Annotated in this window: 16 protein-coding genes and 1 pseudogene; 7 read left to right on the top strand and 10 right to left on the bottom strand. The window is 71.0% G+C overall.

Annotation, left to right across the window (positions count from 1 at the left end; translation table 11 throughout):
* Positions 1-205: 205 nt before the first annotated feature.
* Positions 206-1,468: an ROK family transcriptional regulator gene (locus ABZ795_RS01980; RefSeq protein ID WP_357528061.1), complete on the bottom strand. Its 1,263-nt coding sequence runs from the start codon at positions 1,466-1,468 to the stop codon at positions 206-208.
* A 370-nt stretch (positions 1,469-1,838) separates the two neighbouring features.
* Between ABZ795_RS01980 and ABZ795_RS01985 the strand changes: the two genes are divergently transcribed.
* The gene (locus tag ABZ795_RS01985) at positions 1,839-3,827 is read left to right on the top strand and encodes a beta-galactosidase (RefSeq protein ID WP_357528062.1); all 1,989 of its coding nucleotides are present in this window, start codon (positions 1,839-1,841) and stop codon (positions 3,825-3,827) included.
* Positions 3,828-3,839: 12 nt separating this feature from the next.
* Here the strand turns inward: ABZ795_RS01985 and ABZ795_RS01990 are convergent, their stop codons facing one another.
* The gene (locus ABZ795_RS01990; RefSeq protein WP_357528064.1) at positions 3,840-4,490 is read right to left on the bottom strand and encodes a LysE family translocator; all 651 of its coding nucleotides are present in this window, start codon (positions 4,488-4,490) and stop codon (positions 3,840-3,842) included.
* A 105-nt stretch (positions 4,491-4,595) separates the two neighbouring features.
* On the opposite strand from ABZ795_RS01990, the gene ABZ795_RS01995 reads away from it, so the two are divergent.
* Positions 4,596-5,051: a DUF1992 domain-containing protein gene (locus ABZ795_RS01995; protein WP_357528066.1), complete on the top strand. Its 456-nt coding sequence runs from the start codon at positions 4,596-4,598 to the stop codon at positions 5,049-5,051.
* Between the two features lie 10 nt (positions 5,052-5,061).
* On the opposite strand, the gene ABZ795_RS02000 is transcribed toward ABZ795_RS01995, so the two are convergent.
* Complete coding sequence (locus ABZ795_RS02000) at positions 5,062-6,042, bottom strand: DMT family transporter (RefSeq protein ID WP_357528068.1); 981 nt, start codon at positions 6,040-6,042, stop codon at positions 5,062-5,064.
* A 74-nt stretch (positions 6,043-6,116) separates the two neighbouring features.
* Between ABZ795_RS02000 and ABZ795_RS02005 the strand changes: the two genes are divergently transcribed.
* Positions 6,117-7,079, top strand: a complete 963-nt coding sequence (locus ABZ795_RS02005) for a LysR substrate-binding domain-containing protein (RefSeq protein WP_357528070.1) — start codon at positions 6,117-6,119, stop codon at positions 7,077-7,079.
* Here ABZ795_RS02005 and ABZ795_RS02010 read toward each other — a convergent pair.
* From ABZ795_RS02010 to ABZ795_RS02020, 3 genes and pseudogenes are all read right to left on the bottom strand, one after another.
* Positions 7,003-7,730, bottom strand: a pseudogene (locus ABZ795_RS02010) (VOC family protein). The gene ABZ795_RS02005 and the pseudogene ABZ795_RS02010 overlap by 77 nt on opposite strands.
* Before the next feature lie 90 nt (positions 7,731-7,820).
* Positions 7,821-8,105 (bottom strand): hypothetical protein, encoded by a 285-nt coding sequence (locus ABZ795_RS02015; protein ID WP_357528072.1) that lies wholly within the window; start codon positions 8,103-8,105, stop codon positions 7,821-7,823.
* Positions 8,102-8,650 (bottom strand): recombinase family protein, encoded by a 549-nt coding sequence (locus tag ABZ795_RS02020; protein WP_357528324.1) that lies wholly within the window; start codon positions 8,648-8,650, stop codon positions 8,102-8,104. Before ABZ795_RS02020 ends, ABZ795_RS02015 begins: the two co-directional genes overlap by 4 nt.
* Before the next feature lie 295 nt (positions 8,651-8,945).
* Here ABZ795_RS02020 and ABZ795_RS02025 point away from each other — a divergent pair, with 295 nt between their 5' ends.
* Positions 8,946-9,170, top strand: coding sequence for a hypothetical protein (locus ABZ795_RS02025; RefSeq protein WP_357528074.1), 225 nt, complete (start codon positions 8,946-8,948; stop codon positions 9,168-9,170).
* A gap of 60 nt (positions 9,171-9,230) precedes the next feature.
* Here the strand turns inward: ABZ795_RS02025 and ABZ795_RS02030 are convergent, their stop codons facing one another.
* Together ABZ795_RS02030 and ABZ795_RS02035 are read right to left on the bottom strand one after the other, a co-directional pair.
* Positions 9,231-9,380, bottom strand: coding sequence for a hypothetical protein (locus tag ABZ795_RS02030; RefSeq protein ID WP_357528075.1), 150 nt, complete (start codon positions 9,378-9,380; stop codon positions 9,231-9,233).
* Positions 9,381-9,905: 525 nt separating this feature from the next.
* Positions 9,906-10,373: an HNH endonuclease gene (locus tag ABZ795_RS02035; protein WP_357528077.1), complete on the bottom strand. Its 468-nt coding sequence runs from the start codon at positions 10,371-10,373 to the stop codon at positions 9,906-9,908.
* Positions 10,374-10,821: 448 nt separating this feature from the next.
* On the opposite strand from ABZ795_RS02035, the gene ABZ795_RS02040 reads away from it, so the two are divergent.
* From ABZ795_RS02040 to ABZ795_RS02050, 3 genes are all read left to right on the top strand, one after another.
* Positions 10,822-11,220, top strand: a complete 399-nt coding sequence (locus ABZ795_RS02040; RefSeq protein ID WP_357528079.1) for a LapA family protein — start codon at positions 10,822-10,824, stop codon at positions 11,218-11,220.
* Positions 11,205-11,474 carry a hypothetical protein gene (locus ABZ795_RS02045; protein WP_357528081.1) on the top strand — a complete coding sequence of 90 codons (270 nt, stop codon included), beginning with the start codon at positions 11,205-11,207 and terminating at the stop codon, positions 11,472-11,474. Before ABZ795_RS02040 ends, ABZ795_RS02045 begins: the two co-directional genes overlap by 16 nt.
* Before the next feature lie 224 nt (positions 11,475-11,698).
* A complete protein-coding gene (locus ABZ795_RS02050) occupies positions 11,699-12,229 on the top strand; it encodes a DUF6817 domain-containing protein (protein WP_357528083.1) in 531 nt (176 codons plus the stop codon).
* A 248-nt stretch (positions 12,230-12,477) separates the two neighbouring features.
* On the opposite strand, the gene ABZ795_RS02055 is transcribed toward ABZ795_RS02050, so the two are convergent.
* Positions 12,478-13,251, bottom strand: a complete 774-nt coding sequence (locus ABZ795_RS02055; RefSeq protein WP_357528085.1) for an FkbM family methyltransferase — start codon at positions 13,249-13,251, stop codon at positions 12,478-12,480.
* Between the two features lie 55 nt (positions 13,252-13,306).
* Positions 13,307-14,848 (bottom strand): glycosyltransferase family 39 protein, encoded by a 1,542-nt coding sequence (locus ABZ795_RS02060; RefSeq protein WP_357528087.1) that lies wholly within the window; start codon positions 14,846-14,848, stop codon positions 13,307-13,309.
* Positions 14,849-14,906: the final 58 nt, after the last annotated feature.

Below are 14,906 nucleotides of genomic sequence, written 5' to 3' on the forward strand. Positions count from 1 at the left end.
CCGGCACGCCGAGGGTCGAAGCGCTTCGACGACCGTCGGCCGAGCGGCATCGCAGGTCAGGGTGGGATGACGGTCGTCGGCCCGGACGCTGGTGAAGCGCTTCGACAAACCGTGGAAAGCAAGCCGCCCCGGGTGCCCGAGCGGAGCGGCTCGCTTCGAGGTTGGCACCCGGGACGGGTCCGGTCAAGACTCGACCGTGGTGGGGTCAGCGGGCCGGCAGGCGTCCGGCTTCGACCCCGGCCAGGGCGGCGGTGGCGCCACCCAGCGCCGCCGCGGTGTCCAGGGTGGAGGCGTCCAGCCGGCAGCCACCGGCGCCGGGGGCGTGCGCGCGGGCGGCCAGCCCGGACCGGGCCGCCGGCAGCAGCCAGGGGGCCAGGGTGGCTAGGTGGTCACCGACCACCACCGCCTCCGGGTTGAGCAGGTCCACCAGGACGGCCACCCCCCGCCCCAGGTGTCGGCCGATCTCGGCCAGCCCGCTGAGTACGGCGGGATCCTCCTGCCGGGCCAGCGCCACGATCCGCTGCACCTCCGGCAGGTAGTCGGTGACCGGGCCGTCGGCCTCGACGTCGGGCAGCAGTCGGCGTACCACCGCGGGCAGGCCGACCAGGGCGGTCAGGCAGCCCCGGTTGCCGCAGGAACACGGCGGGCCGGCGGGGTCCAGGCACAGATGGCCGATCTCGCCGGCGAAACCCCGCCCGCCGCGCAGCAGCCGGCCGTCGGCGATGATGCCGGCGCCGACGGCGAGGCCGCCGGTCAGGTGCACCAGGTCGGCGGTGCCGGCGTGACCGCCGTGCCGCTGTTCGGCCAGGGCGGCCAGGTTGGCCACGGTGTCGACACCGATGGTGAAGGCCGGTTCCCGCAGGGCGGCGCGCAGGTCGGCCGCGACCGGGACCTCCTGCCAGCCCAGCGCGGTGGCCGCCGGCACCGTGCCGGCCGGGTCGACCAGTCCGGGCACCCCGACGGTGAGGCCCAGCACGGTACGGCCCTGGGCGGAGACCCGCCCGATCGCGCGGCGGGCCAGGGCGGCCAGCGCGCGCAGGGTCTCGGCGGGGGGGACCGTGCCGGGGGTGAAGGCCCGCCGCCAGGTCAGCAGGCGGCTGCCGGCCAGGTCGATGGCGACCGCGACGAGTTCGTCGGCGCCGATCTGCAGGCCCAGGGCGGCGTACGGTTCGCCGTCGAGCACCAGCATGGTCGCGGGGCGGCCGACCCGGTTCTCGGTCAGCCCGATCTCGCGTAGCAGCCGCTGGTCGATCAGTTCGGCGACCAGGCTGGAGACGGTGGCCTTGTTCAGCCCGGTACGCGCGGCGATGTCGGCTCGGGAACAGGGGGCGTGCAGACGGACGTGTCGCAGCACGACCGCCCGGTTGGCGACCCGCACGTCACCGAGGTCGGTCGGCTGCGGCTCGCTGTGGATGCTGATCACGATCTGCCCGCTCTCTGCGCCGGTGTCGCGGCGTGCGTTCATCATCGCGTACCGCCTGGCGGGGCCGGGCACGCCACCGGCCGCGCTGACTCTTGCCTGTCCTGGGACGGATCGTCGTCGATCGGTCTATTCGATTGGAAACCCAACTAATGCTAGTCGTGGCGCCGGTCGCCGCAAACTCCTCGCCGGGCCCGGTGGGCGGCCCCCTGCGGCTCGGCCTGGCGGGGTGCGGGCACTGGTGGCGGGTACGGCATCGGCGGCTCCTCGAACGACAGCTCAGGGGTGTCGACAGTTTCTTTAACTTTCCAACGAACTGTCAACGACATAGCCGGTCCCGGAAGTATCGGTCGTGTTTGACATGGGCAAATCCGCTCCCTAGTTTGGACGGGCCGCAAACTAAGTGGACGGTGGTGGCATGTTCGACGACGGTCGGCTCTGCTTCGGCGGCGACTACAACCCGGAACAGTGGCCGCCGTCGGTGTGGGCCGAGGACATCGCCCTGATGCGCCAGGCCCGGGTCAACCTGGTCACCGTCGGGGTGTTCGCCTGGTCCCGCCTGGAACCGGCCCCCGGCCGGTACACCTTCGACTGGCTGGACCAGGTGCTCGACCTGCTGCACGCCGGCGGCATCCGGGTAGCGCTGGCCACCCCGACCGCCTCCCCGCCGCCCTGGTTCTCCGTGGCCCACCCGGGAGCCCTGCCGGTCACCGCCGAGGGGGTACGCCTGCACCACGGCAGCCGGGACACCTACTGCGCCGCCGCACCGGCCTACCGCGCCGCCGCGCTCCGCATCGCCGGCGCCCTGGCCGACCGGTACGCCCACCATCCGGCCCTGGCCCTGTGGCACGTGCACAACGAGTACGGCACCATCTGCCACTGCGAACACACCGCCCAGGCGTTCCGCCGCTGGCTGGCCGACCGCCACGGTGATCTGACCGCCCTCAACGAGGCCTGGTGCACCAGCTTCTGGAGCCAGCACTACAGCGACTGGGCGCAGATCAGCACCCCCCGCGCCACCCAGTACCTGGCCAACCCCGGTCACCTGCTCGACTTCCGCCGCTTCTGGTCGGACACCCTGCTGGCCGCCTACCGGGAGCAGCGGGACCTGCTGCGCGCCGCCAACCCGGCCCTGCCGATCACCACCAACTACGTGCTCGGCGACTGGGTGCCGGTCGACCACGCCCGGTGGGCCGGCGAGGTGGACCTGGTATCGGTCGACCACTACCCCTCGGCGGTCGACATCGGCGCGGAGGAACAGACCGCCCTGGTCGGTGACCTGGCCCGGGGCTGGGCCCGGCACGGCGGCCGGGCCCCCGCCGGGGCCTGGCTGTTGATGGAGAGCGCCCCCGGTCACATTCAGACCCCCGGGCGGATGCACACCAGAGAACCCGGCCGGATGTTGCGGCACAGCCTGGCCCATGTCGCCCGAGGCTCGCGGGGGGCGATGTTCTTCCAGTGGCGGGCCCCCACCGGCGGCGCGGAACGTTTCCACTCCGCGTTGGTGCCCCATGTCGGCCCGGACAGCCGGGTCTTCCGGGAGGCGAGGGCACTCGGCGCCGCCCTGCAACAACTCGGCGAGGTCGAGGGGAAAGTCGAGGCCAGCGTGGCGCTGGTGGTGGACGCCGCCAGCGGATGGGCGCTGCACCACCCCGGCCTGCCCTCACCCCGGCTCGACCACCAGCAGGAGACCGCCGCCGTGCACCGGGCCCTCTGGCACGCCGGGTACGGCTGCGACATCCTGCCGCCCGGCGACCCCCTCGACGGCTACCGGCTGCTGATCCTGCCCGCCCTGTACCTGGTCGACGACGCCACCGCACAGTGGGTCCGCGAGTATGTCGCCGCCGGGGGGCACCTGCTGGCCACCTACCTCAGCGGGGTAGCCGACGAACACGCCCGGGTGCGCCTCGGCGGCTACCCGGGCGCACTGCGTGACCTGCTCGGGATGTGGGTCGAGGAGTTCCACCCGCTGGCCGAGCAGGACCAGGTACGGCTGCGCGGCGGGGGGAGCGGGCGGATCTGGGCGGAGTCGCTGCGGCTGACCGGCGCGGAGGTGATCGATGCGTACGCCGACGGGGTGCTCGACGGCCGACCGGCCGTCACCCGGCACCGGGCCGAGGCGGGCACCGCCTGGTACCTCTCCACCCGACCGGACGAGGACACCTACCGGCGGCTGCTGGACGAGGTGGCCCGGAGCGCCGGTGTCACCCCGGTCTGCCCGGGCGCACCGGCAGGGGTCGAGGCGGTCCGGCGGCGCGGCGAGCACGGAAGTTGGCTGTTCCTGTTCAACCACACCGATCTGCCGCAGCAGGTGCCGGCCCGCGGCACCGACCTGCTCACCGCCACCGGGGTCGACGAGGCGGTGCGGTTGCCACCGGGTGGTGTGGCCGTACTGCGCGAGCACTGACCCCCGGCAGGGTCAGGGGACCGCGACCGCGGCGCGAGAACGGTCGGCGGCGATGCGTACGGCCAACGCCGCCAGCACCGTCCCGGTCAGCAGTCGCTGCACCCGCAGCCACACCGGTCGCCGGGCCAGGAAACCGGCCAGGCCACCGGCGGTGAGCACGATCATCGCGTTCACGGTCAACGCCACCGCGATCTGGGTGGACCCCAGCAGCAGACTCTGCACCGCCACGCTGCCCCGAGCGGGGTCGATGAACTGGGGCAGCAACGACACGTACAGGATGGCGATCTTGGGGTTGAGCAGGTTGGTGACCAGTCCCATGGTGAACAGCCGACGGTTCGGGTCCGCCGGCAGCGGAGCCGGGGTGAAGGGTGAGTGCCCACCCGGACGCATCGCCTGCCACGCCAGCCACAACAGGTAGGCCGCCCCGGCCAGCTTAACCGTCGTGTACAGCGCCGGCACCAGCACGAACACGGTGGCGATGCCGGCCACCGCGGCGGCCAGGTAGACCGCGAACCCGGCGGCCACTCCGAGCAGTGACACCAGCCCGGCGCGTCGCCCCTGGGTCACCGACCGGGACACCAGGTAGACCATGTTCGGCCCGGGGGTGAGCACCAACCCCAGAGCGATGAGCGCGATGCCGATGATCCCCGTCGTGCTTACCATCACCGTTCCCCGTTCCCAGTCCTGCCCGGAGCCTAATGCGTCCCGCCGCCGGACCCGGTACCCGTGGTCGGGGTCGCGTTACCGTGGGTGGAGGAGGTGGCGGGGATGGACGGCTGGCAGGCCTCGGTCGAGGCGCAGATCCGCTCGGCCCAGGAACGGGGCGAGTTCGACAACCTGCCCGGTGCGGGCAAGCCGATCCCCGGGCGGGGTCTGCCCTACGACGAGTCCTGGTGGCTCAAGAGCTTCCTGGAGCGCGAGCAGCTGCCGACCGACCTGCTGCTGCCCACCCCGCTGCTGCTGCGCCGCCGCATCGAACAACTCCCCGACGAGGTGCGTGACCTGCCCACCGAGCAGTCCGTACGGACCTGTGTCGCCGACCTGAACGCCGAGATCCTGGCGTGGCTGCGCAACCCCACCGGGCCGCGGGTCGTGCTGCGTCCGGTCGACGCCGACGAGGTGGTACGCCGCTGGCAGGTCGATCGGGCAGCCGCCGGGCCCACCCCGACGGCTGCCCAGCCGCCCCGGCGTGGCTGGTGGCGTCGCGGTCGCGCGGGCACGTGAGCGTCCTGCCCTAGGAGTTGTGGGTCGCCACTGCCCGCTCCCGCCCGGGGTGGAACTCGGGCTCGGCGCGATCGGGGTCAGGGTCGGATCGGCGGGTGCGGCGCAGTTGCAGGACGGCGACGCTGGACAGCACCAGGGTGCCACCGAGGAGCTGGACCGGGGTCAGCGACTCACCCAGGATCAGGGTTGCCAGGGCGGCGGTGACCACGGGTTCGAAGGTGGACAGGATCGCCGCGGTCGACGGGCCGGTGCGTTCGAGCCCGGCGAAGAAGGTCAGCATCGCCACGACGGTGGAGAGCACGGCGATGCAGGCCAGCCAGACCCATCCCGACGCACCGAGGTCGAGGTCGACCCCGCCGGTGAGCAGGGCCCGCACCCCCAGGGTGCCGGCGGCGCCGGTCATCACCAACACCGACAGCACCACCGGGGCCAGCCGGTGCACCACGGTGTCGGCGACGAGGATGTAGCCGGTGTAGGTGATCGCGGAGGCGAAGGCCAGCAGGGCCCCGAGGGGGTGGAAGCTCACCCCACCGGCACCGAGCAGGACCAGCAGGGTGCCGACCGTGGCGGCGGCCAGGGCGACACCGCGGGTGGGGGTCAGCCGGTCACGACCGAGGGACACCGCCGCCACGGTCACCATCACCGGGTAGGTGTAGAGGATCAGGGCCAGCAGGGACGCGTCCATCAGTTCCAACGCGGAGAAGAACAGGCTGGCCTGGGTGGCGTACCCGATGGCACCCAGGCCCACCGCGATGGCCAGCACCCGCCCCCGGGTCATCGGCCGGACGGGCCTGTCGCCGCCGCGCAGGTCCGGTCCCCGACGGCGTAGGCCCGGCCGCACCAGCAGCATCATCCCCAGCAGGACGGCGGCCAGGCTGAAGCGCACCAGCAGCAACGCGGCCGGTGACACCCCGGCGTCGTACGCAAGCTTCCCGAAGATCGCCATCGCGCCGAAGCAGGCCGCGGAGAGAAGACACAGTGCTGCACCCATGGCTGCTAATGATCTTGAGACTGACCCCTCAGGTCCAGTGATGATTCCCGTAGCTGAATCATTAGGATTCCCGCATGATCGAAATGGATCTTCGTCGGCTGCGGTTCCTGCGGGAGTTCGAGGAGCGCGGCACCCTGGCCGCCGTCGCCGCCGCCCTGGGCTACAGCCCCTCCACGGTGTCCCAGCAGCTGACCCTGCTGGAGAAGGAGGTCGGCGCCCGGTTGCTAGCCCGGGCCGGGCGGGGGGTACGGCTCACCGACGCCGGGCGACTGCTGGTGCAGCACGCCCGGGTGCTGCTGTCGGCGGCCGAGGCGGCGGCGGCCGACCTGGCGGCCCTGGGCGACCAGGTCCGGGGCACCGTACGCGCCGGCGGCCTGCAGTCGGCGGCCCGGCGCCTGCTGGTGCCTGCCCTGGTACGCCTGCGGGCCGACCATCCGCAGATCCGGGTGGAGATCTTCGAGCTGGAACTGGAACAGTCGCTGCCCGGTCTGCGGCTGGGGGCGGTGGATCTGGTCATCGGGGACGAGTACGACGGCCATCCCCGCCCCCGCCCGGCCGGACTGCGTTTCACCCTCCTGCTGGAGGAACCCCTGAAGATCGTGCTGCCGGCCGACCACCCGCTCGCCCGCCCCGAGGGTCCCGTAGCGGTGGCCGAGCTACGCACCGCCATCTGGACCGCCTCGGCCGAGGGCACCGGTCACCACGCCATGGTCGTCGGCACCTGCCGCGCCCTGGGTGGTTACGAACCCGACCTGCGGCATCGCGCCAGCGACGCCGACGTGCAACTGGAACTTGTCCGTACCGCCGGGGTGGTCTCGCTGATGCCGGCCCTCACCCTGCCCGACGGCGACCCCACCCTGGCCATCCGGGACATCGCCGAGACCACCCTGAACCGGCGGCTGGTCGCCGTCACCCGCGACACCCCACCCCCGCCGGCCCTCACCACCCTCCTGGCGGCCGTCATCGACCAGGTGCACCGACTTCAGCCGAGGTGGTCACCGCTGTCGGCCCGGACAGGGCTGCCGCAAGGTCGGTAGCGGCCTCATAGGCGGCAGCGGCCCGGGTGGCTTCGTCCGCGCTCAGAGCGACACGGTCGACGCGGGCCAGCATCTCGGCCGCCGTGGTCGGATCGTTCAGGACCATCGCCACCTCAGCGCGGTAGACGAGCGCCTCCACCAACGCGACCGGGTCGTCATCCGGCTCGGGATGGGCCAATGCGCTGTCGAGAATCCGGGCCGCCTGTCGGGCGTCTCCTCTGGAGTCGGCCTGCACGACGGCGTTCGCCATCGCCTTGCCCAGCCGCCCGGTCGGCGCCGGCGCGGGGGAGGCCGGGGTGTTCTGGAAGAAGCGGATCCAGTTGCCGCCTGGATCGATGACGCTGAAGCCGCTCAGCCCGTCGGCGTTCTTCCGCGCCCGGGGCCGGGTCATCCGCGGCGTCCCGGAACCAACACCTTGCCGTACGCGGCGCGCATGCCCGCCGCGAAAGCCCGGTACAGCTGTCCCGTGTCGGAGGTCAGCACGATGCACGAACCGTAGGACTGCGCCGGATCGAACCCCGCGATCTCGAAGAACTGCAGATTCAGATCTTCACGTTGTAACCCCACGGCCGGGTGGGCTTTGCGCTGCTGGTACGTGGTGTGGAAACCGAGCACCGCGTAGAAGGCCCGGCGCTTGGGTAGCTGCCCCAGCCCGCCAAATCTTTGATCTGGATGTCGGGGGCGGGGACGTGGAACGGCCCGAGAGCGAAGTGCTGCTCTCGGGCCGTTCCGGTGTGTTTGTCAGCCGATGGTGTCGCGCTCGTGGAGGTCGAGGGGTTCGAGGTCGTCTTCCTCGTCGTCTTGGTCGTCAGGCTCGGCGGGGGTGTAGAGGTCGGGGTAGCGCAGGGCGTCGGGGCCTTCGTCCCAGTCGAGCCGGTCGGGCCATTCGCGGTGCTCGGCGATGGTGATGGCGCGGGTGGCGGCGCGTTCGTCGACGGAGACGCGTTCCATGGTCCCGTCGTAGACGGCCAGCTCTCGCGCGAGCCGCCAGCCGGTCGGCTCGACCTCACCCGGTTCGGTGGTCACGACGCGGCCGGCGTGCCGCTGAGCAGGGCGTCGTACTGGTGGATCGTCGGCGGCCCAGGGCGGACGTCGGCGGGCAGGGCGGCGATCTGCGCCGTCAGGCGTTCCCGGGCGAGCTGCGGTGGCACGAGTTCGGGCAGGGCCTTGTAGAGGGTGCTGCGGGAGATACCGAGCAGTTTGGCGATCGACGACATCGACCGGTCCGGCTCGGCGAGGAGCTGGAGCGCGTAGGCGACCTTCTCCGGGGTCATCGCCGGTGGGCGGCCGAGGCGTTGTCCTCGGGCGCGGGCGGCGGCCAGGCCCTCGTTGGTGTTGGCCACGATGATGGTGCGGATGAACTCGGCCAGGGCGGCGAAGACGTGGAAGACGAACATCCCCCCGGCGGTGGTGGTGGTGTCCAGCTTCTCGTGCAGGGACTGGAACCCGACCCCGCGACGCTTGAGCCTGCCGACGATGGTGATGAGGTCTTCCAGGGAGCGGCCGAGCCGGTCCAGGGACACTACGGTGAGCGCGTCGCCGGGGCGTAGGTACTCGAACGCGTCGTGCAGGCCGGGCCGGTCGGCGTTCTTTCCGCTGGCCCTGCCGAAGAAGCACTTGCCGCAGCCGGCCGCGCGGTGAGCGCGGCCGGCTGGCGGGCGAGGTTCTGCTCCCGGGTGGAGCCCGGCCGTAGCCGACGAGCACGCCGGCGAGCGGGGTGGGCGCGAGCAAGTCGCCGTCGGCGGGCGGGGGGATGATGCTCATGCTCCAGTGGCCTGCCGGGCCAGTTCGTCCGCCACGGTCTGGCACCACTGCTCGGTGAGCGGCCCGTCGCCCCACCGCGCGACGATGTCGACCCGGGAGGCGATGACGGTCATGCCGGCCTCGGTGGCGAACTCGGCTGGGACCGCCTGCCTCTGCCCGATCCGCTGGCGGCACCTCTACACCCTGATCGAAGACACCCGCTACGAGGTGACACCGAGTCCCGTCGACACCGCGACCAGCCTGCTGTTTCGAGCCTGGTGCACCGGCTGCAGCGCCGAGTACACCCACCCGTTCCGCATCAGCGCCGCGCGTGACCAGGCAGCCTGAACGAGCCGCCTGTCAAGATCAAAGATTTGGCGGGCTGGGACAGCTACCCAAGCGCCGGGCCTAGAAGGCGACGACGTCGTCGATCGACGCGCAGGGCAGCAGGGGAATGGTCACCTCCTTCATCATGCCTACTTCGTAGCCGTGATGAAGGGACACGCGCACATGGATATAGCCGATCGTCAGCGACGGACGACCGACTTCCCGGCCCATGCGGCCCGGACGCACCCTTCACCAGCCGCGTCACTCCGGCTGATCCACGAGCATCACCGTCGACGCCCCGGGGCGCTGACGCCGCGTCCCCCACGTGACCGAGATCCAGGAACGACCGAGCGACTGCCGGTTACCCCACCCGCCTGAATTACTGGATTATTTTGCTCAGCAATCCAGAAATTCACCGCCACAAAGCGGGCATATCGGGCACGCATCATAATGACTGTTATTATGCGTAATCAGTTGGGCTGGTGTAAGCGTGCTGCTGTCCCAAGGCGTCGTCCTGGTCGGGTTGCGGCTGTGGCCCGGTTGAGACATCCGGCTACCCGGAATCACCAGCCGCCCACGATGCCATGGTGGCGAGTTCCTCTTCGGTGACTCGGGCAGCTGGGCGACCCCGAACGTCACCACGAGCACCGACACCATGATCCTGCTTTGCGCCTGGGCGCCCTGCGACTCGTGTCAGGCAAAGATCGACGCCGAGCCCAGGTGGCCCGACGAGACCATGGCAACTTGCCCGGGCAATCAGGACGGCTGGCGTCCGTACGCGGCGCGGGCGTCGGCGACCGTTGCGGCTTGGCGCTCGCGCCACCGCTGCTGTGCCTGTCGGTTGCAGGCTCGACAGGCCCGCCGCAGCCGGCCCGTCACGGGATCGGTTTCCCGGTCGTGGCCGTTGCGGCACTGCGGACGTTGGGTACGTTCCCGGCAGTTGTCGGCGTGGCTGAGCTGACGCAGATGGCTGGGCTCGATGCAGTCCGGGGTGCCGCAGTCGTGGTGGACCTCAAAGGTGGGGTCGTAGCCACCGACGAAGACCACGTATGCGGCGATGTGCGCCCAGGCCCGACCGGCCAGTTTCTGATACACGCCGCGCTGAGGGCCATAGCCACGCACGACGAGGCATCCGTTGTCGGCACGCGTGGAGCGACTCAGCAGGTAGGCCCGCAGGGTCTCCTCAGTGAAATGTCGCGACAGTCCGTTGATCTGGGACAGCATCGGCTCATGCTATGGCCCGACACCGACAGGGTGCCGTCGTAGCAGCCGCCGAACCAGCCCGACCCGGCCTCCAGCCAGCTCGGCTGGTCACAGTCGGCATTTCGTCGTCCCCGCCCAGGGCGGTCAGGTCGACCGCCGCCGGGCAGCTACGGTTGGTCGCCGGGGACGCAGTAGACGTCGCCGGAGTTGGCCTGGTCCAGGCAGCGCAGCGCCACCGACCGGCCGATCGTGGTGAACTCGAACATCTGCAGGGGTGTCGTCCTGGCACAGCGGAGTCGACGCTGGGGATCAGCAGATCTGATGCGGCGCAGTGGATCTGGCCCCGTATGGCGAGGGTCAAGCTCGACATGACCCTCCGGCTGGCACCGAGCACCACTGGCACCAGATTCTGGCCTGCCGACCTGCGGGTGTCCCATTGCGGGCACCTGAACTCAGTCGTGATGACTGGATGGGAAATCCCCAACGCAATGGTGTCACCGTCGCCGACGAGCAGTCATCAGATTGGACGCTCGAAGCAGCGAAGGCCCGCCTGCAGGCCGAGGGCTGGACCCCCGGCGGCAGCGAGATGTATTCCGGAGCCCCGGTCATCCGAGGTGGCAGGCAGTTGGAGGCGGCCTCTGAAGAGTTCTACGCGACCAAGGATGGCGCCGTCGTCACCGTATCCGCCGTCACTATTCTGACGCCCGATGCGGCGGGTACGACTCTGGCGACTCACCTTGGGGTCACCGGGCCGCGCTGGGAACCGGTGGCGATCATGCTGGGCGGACTCGTCGGCGCCGTCACCGGCTGGCTCCTCACCGGCTGGGCAGGGTATCGCCTGCGACGCCGAACATGCCTCGCCGGCTGACCGTCGTCGCTCTCGGCCTCACCGCGCTGTGGCTCGCTGCCGAACCCACCATCGGCCTGTACGGAACGCTGGCCGACTTGACCTTCCCCGGACCTGAACCCCAACCGGCTGACCCCCCGGCCTACTTCTGGCTGTTTCTCGATCACAGCGCCCAACAATTGCACGGAGCACTGGCCATGGGACTTGCGATCCTGGTCGTAGCCGCCATGAGCCGCCGCCAGCCCGAAGCGCGACCGACCGCAACGGTGACCTGACAGGCATCTCGGCTCAGTCGGCCGAACCCGCTGGCTGAGCCGGGACCGCGCCCATCGCTCCCACAACTCTGGCACCGCGACATCGGGTTCACCTCACTGCACGAGAACCTCGACACCACCACCCCCAACTGCCTGGACACCCGAGGAAGCAAGGGTGCAGCGGTGTGACGAACCGCCCACGCTGACGGGCTATCGGCCAGACGCGGTTTGCGTAATGTCGGTTCATGGGTGCGGACTCGAACGTGCGGCGCTGGCTACGGCAGCGTGGAGCTGAGGCAATCCAGCACCCCGGCGGCACTCTCTACGCCCACCTGTGCCGGGTGCATGACCGTCTCGCTGAGCTCGAGTGTGGCGTTGACGCGCAACTGGCCGGTCTCGCGCATGCCGTCTACGGCACGGACGGCTTCGATGTGACGCTGCTCGACCGGAACGATCGAGCCACGCTGCGAAACCTCATCGGTGACGACGCTGAGGCATTGGTCTATCTGTACGGGGCCTGCGACCGTAGGCGGACCTGGCGAGAGCTGGCGACGACCGGTGAGATCGTCGACCGCTTCACCGATCAGACGTGGCACCTGAGCCCCGGCCAGATGCGACCCTTCGTGGATCTCAGCATCGTCAACGAACTGGACGTCATCGAGCAAGATCCTTCTACCGTGGACAAGTACGGCGAGTACTTTCGCTCACTGTTCGCCGCTTGGGCTCCGATCGCTTCCCCGCAGGTTACCAGTGAGGTGCAGCGACTCCTCGGCTAAGGCAACCAAAGCTGGTCGATGTGGCAGATGTCCTGTTCGAGGAGGCGCCGGCGGTCCGCTCGTTCCCGTCGTACCGAGGGCAGGCCTGTAATGGGCGGCCTGCATCGGTGCGCACGTCGGCTTCGAGTCGTGGTTGGAGCGCGACGAGGCGATGGCGCTGGACTTCGACGCGTCCGTGGTGGGCTTCGCCGCGCAGCCGTTTTGGTCGTGGTGGCCGGACACGAGGCGAGCGAGGTCGCATGCGAGCCTCAGCCGGGGATGCAGTAGACGTCGCCGGAGTTGGTCTCGTGCGGCAGTGCGAGCAGGTGGGTGGTCATCTCGGCGGCGTTCACCCAGCCACCGAGGGTCAGGGTCTTGGTGTCGCCGAGGGTCAGGTCGAAGCCGCCGAAGCCCAGGGCGGTCAGCCGGTCCAGGCAGCGCAGGGCCACCGACCGGCCGATCGTGGTGAACTCGAACGACAACGCCGGCAGCGGTCGACTCAGGCCACCGAGTACGGCGTCCTCGAAACCCTCCACGTCGATCTTCGTGAAGGCGGGGGTGCCGTGTTCGGCGATCAGGGCGTCCAGGGTGGTGACCGGTACCTCGATCTCGCCGTCCCACACCTGGTCCTCCCAGCCGCCGGCGCCGGCCGCGGCGGCGACGAAGTCACCGGAGGCGGTGGAGACGGTCGGGTTGGCGGAGTTGACCAGGAAACCGATGCGGCCCGGTCGTGCCCCGCAGGCCGCCGCCACCAGGGTCACCTGGTCGTCGTCGGCGTAGATGGCCCGCAAGGCCCGCAGGCACAGGGGTTGCGGTTCCACCGCGACCACCCGGGCTCCCAGGCGGCGGAAGCTGCCGATGTGGTCGCCCACGTGCGAGCCGATGTCGAACACCAGGTCGCCGGGGCGGACGAAGCGGGCGTAGAAGGCGTCCATCGCCGCGTCGCGCTCCGGGTCGCCGTAGTAGACCTCAAGGGAACGGCGTAGCGAGGCGGTGGCCGGATCGGCCTTGAGTGCCTCGACCGCGGCGGAGTGCAGGCTCATCGCCGCACCTTAGCCCGACCCCGCCACCGGCCACGGCGTTTCGTCGACGCCCCGGTCACCCGCTGTGACGTACCTCGGTCGTCCAGATGTCGGCCCAGGGGCGACGCAGGCCCCGGCACAACCAGATGGGTCCACCGTTCTCGTCGTTGTCCACCCGCACCCGCTGGTCCACCCGACCGGCCAGGGTCACCTCGGTGAACCAGGTACGCAGTTGCTGCGGTTGCCGCCAGCCGACCGCGATCACCACCTCGGCCTCCTGCGGGGGCCGCCCGAAGTCGGCCATGCTGTTGTGCCCGGAGTAGGCGGCCGGCAGGCCCCGGGCCGGGCCGTACCGGGCCACCGCCCCGGCTTCGCCGTAGTTGCCGGTGAGGATCACCGTCCGGGCCTGTTCCTCGGCGGGCAACCCTCGGTGGACGGCGGCGATGGAGTCGACGAAGGCCGGCCAGCCGATGGTCTCGCCGGTGTCGTAGTTGACGGCGACCACGAAGCCGGGCAGCCGGTCCACCGGCAGGGTCGGCAGCAGCAGCACCGTGTTGCTGACGGCGGTGAGCACCACGAGGGCCGCCAGCAGCGTCCGCCGCATCCGGGTGCCCGCCCAGGCGGCGGCAACGACCGCCCCGGCGGCGGTCAGCACCAGCAGCAGCGGGGCCGGATAGTAGCCCTTGCCTCCGGCGAGCAGCACGACGGCGACGACGACCAGCCACCCCCAGCCCAGTGCCCGGTAGGGGCGCCAGGCCGGGTGGCGCAGCAGCACGATCAGGCCGGTCAGCCAGATCGGCACGACGAACGGACTGATGATCAGGAACTGGAGGACGGCCGCGTCGACCCGGCCGCTGTAGGAGCTGTCCCCGCCGGAGATGGTGGCGGCCACCCCTAGTTGGGGGAACCCGTGTGCCGCCTGCCAGGCCAGGGTCGGTGCGGCGAGCAGCGCGAAGAGTCCGGCGGCCAGCAGGGTGTCGCGGTGCCACAGCAGTCGGCGTGGCCCGGCGATCGCCAGCCCGGCGAGCAGGCCGAGGGCCAGCAGGGCCGGCAGCAGCTTGTTGAACATGCCCAGGCCGAGGATCGCCCCGACGGCCAAGGCCCACCGGCTGTCCCCGGTGCGCAGCAGCCGTACCGTGCACAGCGCGGCGGCCAGCCACACCACCAGGTCGATCGTGGTGGTGCTGAGCAGGTGTCCGCTGGCCAGGGTGATGCCGGAGGCGCCGCCGAGCAGCGCGGCCAGGGTCTGGCCACCGCGACCGGCGCCGAACTGCCGGGCGATCGCGGCGACCATCAGCACCGCCGCACCGGCCAGCACCGCGGAGGGGGTACGCAGGGCCAGCAGGCTGCCCGGGGCGATCGTGTCGGCCAGCCGGGCCAGGGCGGGCACCAGCGGCCCCTGGTCGACGTACCCCCAGTCGAGGTGGCGTCCGGCGAGCAGGAAGTACAGCTCGTCGCGGTGGTAGCCGTAGCGGGGGGCCATGATCAGCAGGAGGAGGGTGACCGCGGCGGCGACCACCCACGGTCCGGCGGTCCGGGGGCCGGGGGCGGATGGCTGCGGCCCACGGCGCTGACCGGTACCGGCCGTCGGTGCCGTGGCACTCGTCACGGTCTCCATTGTCGGGCAGATCGGCTCCTGATCGGTAGTAGCGGTCGGTGATCGGGCAACGATCCCG

This window comes from Micromonospora sp. NPDC047134 (assembly GCF_040643455.1).
Lineage (GTDB): Bacteria > Actinomycetota > Actinomycetes > Mycobacteriales > Micromonosporaceae > Micromonospora.

What these genes read in the sequence shown, in the direction of transcription:
- ABZ795_RS01980 (WP_357528061.1), bottom strand. Translation starts at nt 1,468, where the DNA reads ATGATGAACGCACGCCGCGACACCGGCGCAGAGAGCGGGCAGATCGTG.
- ABZ795_RS02005 (WP_357528070.1), top strand. Translation starts at nt 6,117, where the DNA reads ATGATCGAAATGGATCTTCGTCGGCTGCGGTTCCTGCGGGAGTTCGAG.
- ABZ795_RS01990 (WP_357528064.1), bottom strand. Translation starts at nt 4,490, where the DNA reads ATGGTAAGCACGACGGGGATCATCGGCATCGCGCTCATCGCTCTGGGG.
- ABZ795_RS02030 (WP_357528075.1), bottom strand. Translation starts at nt 9,380, where the DNA reads ATGGGCCGGGAAGTCGGTCGTCCGTCGCTGACGATCGGCTATATCCAT.
- ABZ795_RS02000 (WP_357528068.1), bottom strand. Translation starts at nt 6,042, where the DNA reads ATGGGTGCAGCACTGTGTCTTCTCTCCGCGGCCTGCTTCGGCGCGATG.
- ABZ795_RS02025 (WP_357528074.1), top strand. Translation starts at nt 8,946, where the DNA reads ATGACGGTCATGCCGGCCTCGGTGGCGAACTCGGCTGGGACCGCCTGC.
- ABZ795_RS02045 (WP_357528081.1), top strand. Translation starts at nt 11,205, where the DNA reads ATGCCTCGCCGGCTGACCGTCGTCGCTCTCGGCCTCACCGCGCTGTGG.
- ABZ795_RS02040 (WP_357528079.1), top strand. Translation starts at nt 10,822, where the DNA reads ATGGGAAATCCCCAACGCAATGGTGTCACCGTCGCCGACGAGCAGTCA.
- ABZ795_RS02055 (WP_357528085.1), bottom strand. Translation starts at nt 13,251, where the DNA reads ATGAGCCTGCACTCCGCCGCGGTCGAGGCACTCAAGGCCGATCCGGCC.
- ABZ795_RS01985 (WP_357528062.1), top strand. Translation starts at nt 1,839, where the DNA reads ATGTTCGACGACGGTCGGCTCTGCTTCGGCGGCGACTACAACCCGGAA.
- ABZ795_RS02035 (WP_357528077.1), bottom strand. Translation starts at nt 10,373, where the DNA reads ATGCTGTCCCAGATCAACGGACTGTCGCGACATTTCACTGAGGAGACC.
- ABZ795_RS02060 (WP_357528087.1), bottom strand. Translation starts at nt 14,848, where the DNA reads ATGGAGACCGTGACGAGTGCCACGGCACCGACGGCCGGTACCGGTCAG.
- ABZ795_RS01995 (WP_357528066.1), top strand. Translation starts at nt 4,596, where the DNA reads ATGGACGGCTGGCAGGCCTCGGTCGAGGCGCAGATCCGCTCGGCCCAG.
- ABZ795_RS02050 (WP_357528083.1), top strand. Translation starts at nt 11,699, where the DNA reads ATGGGTGCGGACTCGAACGTGCGGCGCTGGCTACGGCAGCGTGGAGCT.